The following is a 10,172-nucleotide window of genomic DNA, read 5'->3' as shown; positions in this document are numbered from 1 at the left end:
TTTTATTAAGCTAAGTATTAAATATATATTGAAAATATAGGAACATTTAATGAAAAAGTTATTATTATCTGCAATTATTACTTCAGCAATGGCCATAATTGCTACACCTGCCCTAGCAGAAGATACTGGTACACCAGCACCAACAGAAGTTACAGTTAATGGTGGTACTATTAACTTTGAAGGTTCTGTCGTTAATGCTGCTTGTGGTGTTGATAGTAGTTCAAGTAACCAAACTGTTCGTTTGGGTCAATTCCGTGTCGCTGAATTCACTAAAAAAGGTGATGAAACAGGACGTATTCCTTTTAGCATTAAATTAAATAACTGCGATATTACTGTTTCATCATTAGCAGCAATTACCTTTAACGGTACAGCTTCTGATGGTGATGCAACTGCATTCGCATTACAAGGCAGTGGCGCAGCAACCAATGTAGCGTTAAAAATTACCGATTCAAGCAGCAAAAATGTTGTTCCAGGACAACCTTCTTCAACTCAAAAATTAATCGAAGGTGAAAACCAATTAAATTATAACGCTTCTCTTATTTCCACTGATGATACAGTGAAGGCAGGTAGCGCAAACGTTACAACTAACTTTATGGTGACTTACTCTTAATCACTTCATCACTTTTGATTGATGTCTTATCGCCAAGGACGGCCTATTTTTATCAAAAGTATTATTACTCCATATTCATTAGCTAATAAATATTTATTATGAAAAAGATATTTGCTTTTATTATTTTTTTATTCCCACTTATTGCTTATTCTAATGGTGTTTCATTAGGTGCTACGCGTATTATTTATAATTCTAATATTAAACAAACTAATCTTGTTGTGACTAATTCAGATAAAGAGAATAGTTTTCTAATTCAATCATGGGTATCTGATAATCAAGGTAATAAAAATAATGATTTTATTGTTACCCCTCCTTTATATATTCTTGACGCTAATAAAGAGAATGCTTTAAGAATTATGTATACAGGTGAACCTTTACCTGCAGATCGCGAAAGTTTATTTTGGATGAATGTCAAAGCTATTCCTTCTTTAGATGAAAAGCTTGCTAATGAAAATACACTACAAATTGCCATCCAGAGTCGGATAAAGCTTTTCTACCGTCCTAGTGGATTGTCCGCTTATACTGAAAAATATGCCAATGAAGTGACTTTTTCCTATAAAAATGGGGAGTTAATTGCCCATAATCCAACACCTTATCATATTACTATGGTCAATTTAGCTGCAGCCGACAGTCAACTTCCTTCAAGTATTATGATTAACCCATTTTCACAATTAACATTAGGAAAAGTTAATCAGAATGCTAATACCATTTCATTCCAAACCATTAATGATTATGGCGCACAGACTCCTGTTTTAAAAAAAGAAATCGTTCATTAATCACAGCATCTTTTTCAACCCTGTTGGTCAAAAACCATGGTTAATAAGAATACTAATAAAGATATCGTTTATTTTCTCTTTCCAAGTGTCATTGCATTGTCATTGACGCTGTCCTTTTCATCATATAGCGCAAACCGATTTAATCCTGCATTTTTGGCTGACTCTCCTGATGCCGTCACCGATTTAAGTTATTTTGAAGCAGGCAACCGCATTAAACCCGGTGATTATCTTCTTGATATTGTTTTTAATCATGAGTATCTGCGTAGTGAAAATATTCATTTTATTAGTCAAGATAACCATGTTATTCCTTGTTTAAATCGAGATTATTATCAATCACTCGGGATCAATATTAAACTATTTGCTGATTTTGAAAAATTCTCGGCAAATGAATGTATTGATATTGAAAAAATCATTCCAGATTCTGTTGTTAATTATGATATTGAGAAACAAGCTTTAAATATTCAAGTCCCTCAAGCCGCGTTAGATCTGAAAGCGCGCGGTTATATTCCACCAGAAAAATGGGATAACGGTATAACAGCAGGTATTTTAAATTACACCTTTAGTGGCGCTAATAGCTGGGGAAATTCTCATAATAATAGCTACTATTTAAATCTACGTAGTGGGATCAATATTGGTGCTTGGCGATTACGCGATTATTCCACTTGGAATTCGTCAAACGGGAAAAACCAATGGAACCATATCAATACCTATCTGCAACGCAATATTGTGTCATTAAGAAGCCAATTACAAATTGGTGATAGTTATACCTCATCAACACTTTTTGACAGTGTTAATTTTCGAGGTATTTCATTAGAAAGTGACGACACTATGTTACCTGATAGCCAAAGAGGATTTGCACCTGTGGTCAGAGGTATTGCTAAAGGCAATGCTAAAGTGGTGATCCGCCAAAACGGTTATGTGATTTATCAAACCTTTGTTTCTCCGGGTGCTTTTGAAATCCGTGATCTCTATCCAACGTCAAATAGTGGCGACCTCTATGTCACCATTGAAGAAAATGATGGTAGCAAACACAGCTATGTTGTGCCTTATTCTGCTGTACCTATTTTACAGCGAGAAGGCCAAAAACAGTTTGTCATCCAAGCCGGTGAAATACGCCAAAATAACCAACATAAAAAACCTCGATTTATACAAGGTCATCTTATTTATGGCTTACCCTATGACACCACTGTCTATGGCGGTGCATTAGCAACAAAAGATTACCAATCTTATGCCCTAGGAGCAGGTAAAAATATGGGTACCCTAGGTGCCTTCTCTACCGATATCACCTTTGCTCATAGCCAATTGCCAAATAACTCAACATCAGATGGTTATTCTTTACGTTTTCTTTATGCCAAGTCGTTAAACCAATTTGGCACAAACTTTCAATTGCTCGGTTATCGTTACTCTACTTCGGGTTTTTACACATTAGATGAGACATTAAATACGCGTATGTCCGGTTATCTGTATGAAGATAATCAAAAAAAACCGTTGAGTTATTTTAATTTGTATAATCGCAAGAAAGGGAGCCTACAAATTAATTTATCACAACAACTGGGGGATTATGGCTCTATTTTTATGATGACCAACTGGCAAAATTATTGGGGAACTAATGAGAAAAATGTCCTAGTACAAACCGGCTACAATGGCAATATTAAAGGGCTCTCTTATAACGTCATTTATAGTTATAACAGAATGATGAATAGTGGTCAGCGTGACCAAACATTGTCTGTGGGTCTTTCTATCCCATTACAATTGCTAATGCCGACAAGTTATCAATCCATCAATAGCACTTATCTCACATATAATTACAGCCACAATAATAACGGTTACTCGACACATAATGCGGGGATTGCTGGTACATTATTGGAAGACAATACCCTTAATTACAGTGTTCAACAAGGTTATAGCAATCAAGGTGGAAACTATACAGGTAGTGCGGCGTTGGGTTATCAAAGTCGCTATGGCAATTTAAATGCTAGCTATAACTATCATCAAGATGCTCAACAAATTAACTATAGCCTCGCTGGAGGTATGCTACTCCATAGTGGCGGATTAACCTTAAGCCAACCCTTAAGCGCTAATGCCATTTTAGTAGATGCTCGTAATACTGCGGATGTACCGATTGATAATGCGACAGGGGTTTATACTGACTGGCGAGGGTTTGCCGTTATTCCCTATGCTACTGCTTATCGACAAAATCGAGTGGCATTAGACACAACCGCATTACCCGATAATGTTGAAATTGAGCAAAACATTAAGCAAGTGATCCCAACACAAGGCGCCGTCATTAAAGTTCAGTTTGATGCTAAAAAAGGGTATCGCTTATTACTGACGCTACAACACCAAGGTCGCCCACTCCCTTTTGGGGCAATAGCAACTGATAAACAAAATCATCTGTCCGGTATTGTTGGCGATGATGGCTTGCTCTACTTATCGGGTGTCCCTGATTCAGGAAAATTAGAGATCCGCTGGGGGCATAATGCCTCTCAATACTGTCAAGTGAACTATCAATTACCCGCCACTCAACTTGATGAACCTTTTGTGAAAATGACACAGGAGTGCCAATAATGCACAAATTAATGCTTATTGTAGCGTTGTCATTACTGTTTACCACTAAGGGATCTGCTTACGATACATTGGTACACATTAATGCCAGAGTAACAGGAAACACATGTACGGTAGAGACAAACTCAAAACGTATTACCGTAAAATTAGGCCAAATCGCCACAAAAGATTTTATTTCTACGACGATAACGCAACAACGTACGCCTGTTATCCCTTTTAGTATTAAATTAGTCGATTGCCAACCTGAAGCCAGTGCTGTGAAGGTCAGTTTTAATGGTCGTGCCGATCCTATTGATAACGCCTTACTCGCCATTGATGCAACGGGTGCCAAGGGAGTTGCCATTTCCATTATGGATAACTCAGGAGCTTCCATCGATATTAACGATAAAAGCCAGTCTTATACCTTATTGCCTAACCAAGATAATACCCTGCAATTTTATGCTCGCTATGTAGCGACTCAACTTCCTGTTCAAGCCGGATCGGCGAATGCAACAGCAACCTTTTTACTGGAGTACCAATAATGACACGCTCTTTTTCTTTCTTCACATTGCTGGTTTCTCTTCTTTGTATCCCGAGCCAAATAGCATGGGCTATTGCAGATCCATTAGTGGTAACCCCTCCACCTATGAATTTTGATGGTGCCGCCGATGGTACTCCCGCAGGAACGCCCATCACGTCAACTTGGATAGGTGAAACCTCTGTCCATAATGGTTTCAAATGTGAGAAGAAATTTTTGCAAAAATGTTGGGTTGAAACCCTCTATGCTAATGCTACTGGTTCAAAAATTAGCGGGATCTACTATTACGAAGGTAGTAATCGTTATCCTGTTTATTCACTCCCCGGAGTTAAAGGTATCGGCTATGCTTTTGGTTTAAAAGATAACAATGATAGTGTTGCTTACGTACCTATTGATGTTGATAACGGTTCGGGTGCAACGGTGATTTATCCTGCAGTAGGCTCTACCGTTAACCATAATGTGGATCGCGTTTCACTGAAAGGCAAAGTCGTCTTTGTGGTGACAGATAAACATCTTGAGACTGGCGTTTATAACATTCCATATACAGTTATCGCCAATACATGGTCTGAATATGGTGGAGGCCATAAAGGCAATAATACCTCTATCGTAGCAATTAACCCCGTCACTATTACTATTAAAGCTCGAGGCTGTACCGTAAATACCAAAAATCTCACCTATGAATTAGGTGATATCTCAATGCGAGATATGGCAGCCATTGGTTCAACATCAAAAAGTCAGGCTAAACCCATCTCTGTTACATGCGATAGTAATGTGCATTTATATGCCAGCATGACCGATCAGTCTACCTATTCTAATAATACAGATATCCTCACACTGACATCAGATTCTGATGCTTCTGGTATTGGTATTCAATTTTTCTTTAATGATAATCCAACTCCCGTGGTGTATGGCCCTGATATCAGTGCGATAGGACAACCTAACCAACGTTTACTCCATATAACAACTTCTAACAACGAAAACTACATATTAAACCTGTCAACTCGCTATATCACGACTGGGACACTAAAACCGGGTAAAGCAAACGGATTAGCCAGTCTCACTTTTTCTTATCAATAATGATTTGAATTTTTAAGGCTGATGAAATGATTGATAGCAGCAAAACGATTAATTTTCGTATAGGACAACGAATACGTCACTTGCGAAAAAATTTAAAATATTCGGGGAAACTATTTGCCAAAGAGTTAGGCATAAGTCAGCAACAACTTTCACGGTATGAACGAGGAACAAATAGGATCAGTATTGAGTTTGTTTATTTAATTACTGAAAAGTTTGATGTTCATATCAGCTATTTCTTACAAAGTAACTATATGATTAATATTGAGCAACAACGAAATATACAAGAAAAAAACAGCCTGCTGATTGCCGAGGCTTGTATAAAAAATGGCACTAATCGCCCTTAACTTAATTATTCTTTCGGTTCAAATACACACTGTCATCTATTTTATCGTTGATTTAATGGTAATGTTCTCTTTTTTCTATACAAAATAAGAAGCCACCGTTTAACGGTGGCTTTTTGGTACTGATAAACTTAATTAACGACCCGCTTTCAGTTTTTGGTAATAGCTTTCGTATAAAACCGTCGCTTCACCCACATCATTTTGCCATTCGCCTTTACTGATAATCTCTTCACTAGGGTAAAGTGAGCTATCTTTTGTGATAGCTTTTGGCAATAATTTTTGTGCCGCTAAATTAGGTGTTGGATAGCCGATATTTTCAGCCACTTTTGCAGCAACTTCAGGGCGTAATAAGAAGTCGATAAGCTTATGCGCACCTTCAACATTTTTTGCATTTGCAGGAATAGCTAAGCTGTCCATCCAGAAGATACCGCCCTCTTTTGGCCATACCAACTCAATAGGAGCACCGGCTTCTCGCGCAATAAATGCAGAGCCATTCCAGATCATCCCTAGATTCACTTCTCCTTGCATATAAGGATTGGCAGGATTATCCGAATTAAAAGCCAGTACATTAGGCATCAGCTTTTGTAACTCTTTATAGGCTTCTTCAATCTGTTTTGGATCTGTGGTATTACCTGAATAGCCTAATTTTAATAAAGCCATTTGGAATACTTCACGTGCATCATCCGTTAACAGTAAACTATCTTTATATTCCGGTTTCCATAAATCAGCCCATGAAGTAATGCTACTTACATCAACTTCATCACTATTAATCCCTATCGCAGTCGCTCCCCAAATATAAGGGATTGAGTAGTCATTTTGAGGATCGAATGATTTATGTAATAAACTTGGGTCAAGATTATCAAAATTACTGAGCTTTGATTTATCAATCTTCTGTAGCATCCCCTCATGACTCATTTTAGAAATAAAATAAGTTGAAGGAACCACCAAATCATAAGCACCGTCTTTATAGGTTTTTAATTTGGTATACATGCTTTCGTTAGATTCGTAGGTGGAGTAAATCACCTTAATCCCAGTCTCTTTTGTAAACTGTTCCAGCAATCCTGGCGGTACATATTCCGTCCAGTTATAGAAATAGATTGTCTTACCATCATCAGCCGATGCTGTACCAATACTTAATGCCATTACACTGGCAGCAAGTACAGAGGACCACTTTTTCATTTAGGCTTCCTTCAGTGGTTGATGCGTTAATATCAAATAGGCGTAACGCCTACCTCCAACAGATTTGGTCATCAAGACCGTAAAAAGTGCGAGAAACTCGCACTAATACTTTTAAATTACGCTTTGCCAGTTCTATCTCGTAAGATCAACTGACTAATTAATACTAATACTAATGATAGCCCTAAAAGGATGGTTGCCAGTGCATTCACTTCCGGTGAAACACCTACTTTTACCATTGAGTAAATTTTTAATGGTAAAATTTCATAGCTTGGTCCAGTCACAAAAGAAGAGACAACCACGTCATCCATCGATAACGTAAAGCTTAATAGCCAACCCGAGGCTACTGCCGGCATCGCTAATGGCATAATGATTTTACGTAAAATAGTAAATTCACCCGCCCCTAGATCCTTAGCGGCTTCAAGCATTTTGACATCAAAACCACTGAGTCGCGAATAGACCGTGACCACCACAAAAGGCAGACAAAAGGTAATATGCGACACCAGTAATGACCAAAACCCTAAGGAAATGCCTAATAGCATAAATAAAACCAATAATGAAATCGCCATCACAATATCTGGCGACATCATCACCACAAACAGCATACCACCAACAAACTTTTTACCACGAAAACGATAACGATAAAGCGCCACCGCAGCCAATGAACCAATCAACGTCGCAAAGGTTGCTGAGGTGACTGCCATCGTTAATGAATGCCCTGCAGCTTGTAGCAGGCTGTCATTATTTAATAAAATGGTATACCAGTCAGTGGTAAAGCCTTTCCAGTTGATCCCGAAACGTGATGAGTTAAAAGAGTTAACTATCAGAATGATAATCGGGATATAAAGATACGCGTAAATGATGGACATAAATCCACCCCGCAATAACCGTCCTATCATTCTATTTCTACCTTCTTATGCAGTAGTTTTACGGCTCGGTAATACACAAATAGCATTAACCCCATCACCAGTGTTAAACAGATACTGGTAGCTGCCCCAAATGGCCAGTCGCGAATATTTAAGAATTGGCTCTTTATTACGTTACCAATAAGTAGGTTTTTCGCGCCCCCCATTAAATCCGCCACAAAGAATAAGCCCATGGCAGGTAACATTACCAATAAACAACCTGCGATGATCCCCGGCATAGTTAATGGGATAATAATACGAATAAAGGTCTGTAATTTATTCGCACCGAGATCTCGAGCCGCTTCCAAACAGGGTTTATCCAGTTTTTCAATGCTGGAATAGAGTGGCAGAACCATAAAAGGTAATAAAATATAAACCAACCCTAATACTACCGCCTCTGGGGTATAAATGATCCTTAGCGGTTTATCGATAAGCCCTATCCACAATAGAAACTCATTAAAATAGCCTTTCGTACTGAGAAAAATCTTTAACCCATAAATACGAATAAGTGAGTTAGTCCAAAAGGGAACTATTAATAAAAACAGCAGTAATGGTTGTATTTTCTTAGGCATTTTTGCCAGAAAAAAAGCAAAAGGATAACCTAATATTAAACAAGCTAAGGTCGCTACCAATGCCATATTAATAGAGTGCAGTAATACTTCTGCATACATTGGATCAAATAAGCGATAATAGTTATCGAGTGTAAAAACCATCTCGACTAAATTCGCATCATCACGGGTTAAAAAACTGGTGGCGATGATCATGATATTCGGTAAGAAGACGAACACCATTAACCAACCCACAACACCAGTAATAACGATGTTTTGAAATAGTTTACGTGTTTTCTTCATCAGCCAGCACGACCTCCCAGCTCTCAACCCAAGTTACCGCTATCTTTTGGTCTAACGAGTGATCAACATCCGGATCATCTTCATTAAAGAATTCACTCACCATCACCATCTTGCCATTTTCCATTTCAACAACAGAATCTAGAGTCATGCCTTTATAGTTACGTTCACGAACATAACCGATAAGTCCCGGAAGGTTTTCAAGATCGTGTATCTCTTCAACGCGCAGATCTTCTGGTCTGAGTAACACTTTCAGTTGCTGATTTTGAGTAACAGGTAATTGCGTATAAATATCGCATTCGTGCCCTTCAACATCCGCTCTAATACGTGTCTCATCAATACGATGTAGGACACGTGCATCAAAGATATTGATTTCACCTATAAATTGCGCAACGAATAAGTTAGTTGGCTCTTCATAAATTTCTCGAGGCGTGCCATCTTGCTCAATACGCCCTTCTTTCATGACCACGATCCTATCTGACATAGTCAGTGCTTCTTCCTGATCGTGGGTGACGAAAATAAAGGTGATCCCCAGTTTTCGTTGTAAGGCTTTTAGCTCATTTTGCATCTGCTTACGTAATTTGTAATCCAGAGCAGACAATGATTCGTCTAACAACAATACCTTCGGCTTATTGACCACCGCCCGTGCAATCGCGACCCGTTGCTGTTGACCACCAGAAAGGTGAGCAGGACGGCGTTGGGCAAAGTCCTCCAGTTGCACCATACGTAACGCTTCCATAACGCGACTATTGATCTCTGCAGCAGGTGTTTTCTGCATACGTAGACCAAAAGCCACATTTTCAAATACGGTCATATGGGGAAACAGGGCATAACTTTGGAAAACGGTATTTACAAAACGCTGTTCTGCTGGAATATGGGTAATATCCTGTCCATCTAGGATAATTTGTCCATCATCCGCGTCTTCTAAGCCCGCAATTAAACGTAATACCGTCGTCTTACCACAGCCTGAAGGGCCGAGTATGGTTAAAAACTCGCCATGGTTGATAGTCAGATCGAGGCGGGAAATGATTTGTTTTCCGTCGAAACCTTTACTTAAGGATTTTAATTCGACTAGTGGTGTCAGAGATGTTTTCTCAGTCATTTAAGGTAATACTCTATCCCGAAGAATAATGCAGATAGAACCGCCGCCGGAAAAGACTGTGTGAGCTGCCGGAGCAGTATGCTCCACAGAAGCCCAAAACCAGCAACGCCGTATGTATAGTACAAGGGGCAAATGATAAACGTAGTGAGGTAAAATTGAAAGCAAAAAGGTACATTTCTTATGAAAAACTATTCATTTTTAAGCTTTTCATCATAACTCTAGACTTTGTTATAAAAAACAAAAAATATAATATAA

10 protein-coding genes are annotated in these 10,172 nt (G+C 38.5%); 6 read left to right on the top strand and 4 right to left on the bottom strand.

Annotated features, from left to right (window positions below):
- The first annotated feature begins 49 nt into the window (after positions 1-49).
- From AACU98_RS16415 to AACU98_RS16390, 6 genes are all read left to right on the top strand, one after another.
- Positions 50-610 (top strand): fimbrial protein, encoded by a 561-nt coding sequence (locus AACU98_RS16415; RefSeq protein WP_004245878.1) that lies wholly within the window; start codon positions 50-52, stop codon positions 608-610.
- A gap of 98 nt (positions 611-708) precedes the next feature.
- Positions 709-1,386, top strand: a complete 678-nt coding sequence (locus tag AACU98_RS16410; protein ID WP_004245879.1) for a fimbrial biogenesis chaperone — start codon at positions 709-711, stop codon at positions 1,384-1,386.
- 36 nt (positions 1,387-1,422) lie between these two features.
- Positions 1,423-3,954 carry a fimbria/pilus outer membrane usher protein gene (locus tag AACU98_RS16405; protein WP_161735207.1) on the top strand — a complete coding sequence of 844 codons (2,532 nt, stop codon included), beginning with the start codon at positions 1,423-1,425 and terminating at the stop codon, positions 3,952-3,954.
- A complete protein-coding gene (locus AACU98_RS16400) occupies positions 3,954-4,472 on the top strand; it encodes a fimbrial protein (RefSeq protein WP_004245882.1) in 519 nt (172 codons plus the stop codon). The genes AACU98_RS16405 and AACU98_RS16400 overlap by 1 nt, the downstream gene beginning before the upstream one ends.
- Positions 4,472-5,545, top strand: a complete 1,074-nt coding sequence (locus tag AACU98_RS16395) for a fimbrial protein (protein WP_161735204.1) — start codon at positions 4,472-4,474, stop codon at positions 5,543-5,545. Before AACU98_RS16400 ends, AACU98_RS16395 begins: the two co-directional genes overlap by 1 nt.
- A gap of 26 nt (positions 5,546-5,571) precedes the next feature.
- Positions 5,572-5,889, top strand: a complete 318-nt coding sequence (locus AACU98_RS16390; RefSeq protein WP_004245886.1) for a helix-turn-helix domain-containing protein — start codon at positions 5,572-5,574, stop codon at positions 5,887-5,889.
- A 132-nt stretch (positions 5,890-6,021) separates the two neighbouring features.
- On the opposite strand, the gene potD is transcribed toward AACU98_RS16390, so the two are convergent.
- The 4 genes from potD to potA form a co-directional block, all read right to left on the bottom strand.
- Positions 6,022-7,065, bottom strand: a complete 1,044-nt coding sequence (gene potD / locus AACU98_RS16385) for a spermidine/putrescine ABC transporter substrate-binding protein PotD (protein ID WP_004245887.1) — start codon at positions 7,063-7,065, stop codon at positions 6,022-6,024.
- Positions 7,066-7,181: 116 nt separating this feature from the next.
- A complete protein-coding gene (potC, locus tag AACU98_RS16380; RefSeq protein WP_004245888.1) occupies positions 7,182-7,961 on the bottom strand; it encodes a spermidine/putrescine ABC transporter permease PotC in 780 nt (259 codons plus the stop codon).
- Positions 7,958-8,818, bottom strand: coding sequence for a spermidine/putrescine ABC transporter permease PotB (potB, locus tag AACU98_RS16375; RefSeq protein ID WP_004250112.1), 861 nt, complete (start codon positions 8,816-8,818; stop codon positions 7,958-7,960). Before potB ends, potC begins: the two co-directional genes overlap by 4 nt.
- Positions 8,802-9,917, bottom strand: coding sequence for a spermidine/putrescine ABC transporter ATP-binding protein PotA (gene potA, locus AACU98_RS16370; RefSeq protein ID WP_004245891.1), 1,116 nt, complete (start codon positions 9,915-9,917; stop codon positions 8,802-8,804). Before potA ends, potB begins: the two co-directional genes overlap by 17 nt.
- Between the last annotated feature and the right edge of the window lie 255 nt (positions 9,918-10,172).

It is taken from the genome of Proteus sp. G4380, assembly GCF_963885725.1.
Taxonomy (GTDB): domain Bacteria; phylum Pseudomonadota; class Gammaproteobacteria; order Enterobacterales; family Enterobacteriaceae; genus Proteus; species Proteus mirabilis.
Note: the sequence above shows the minus strand (reverse complement) of the source record. Positions and strands in the feature narration are given on the sequence as shown.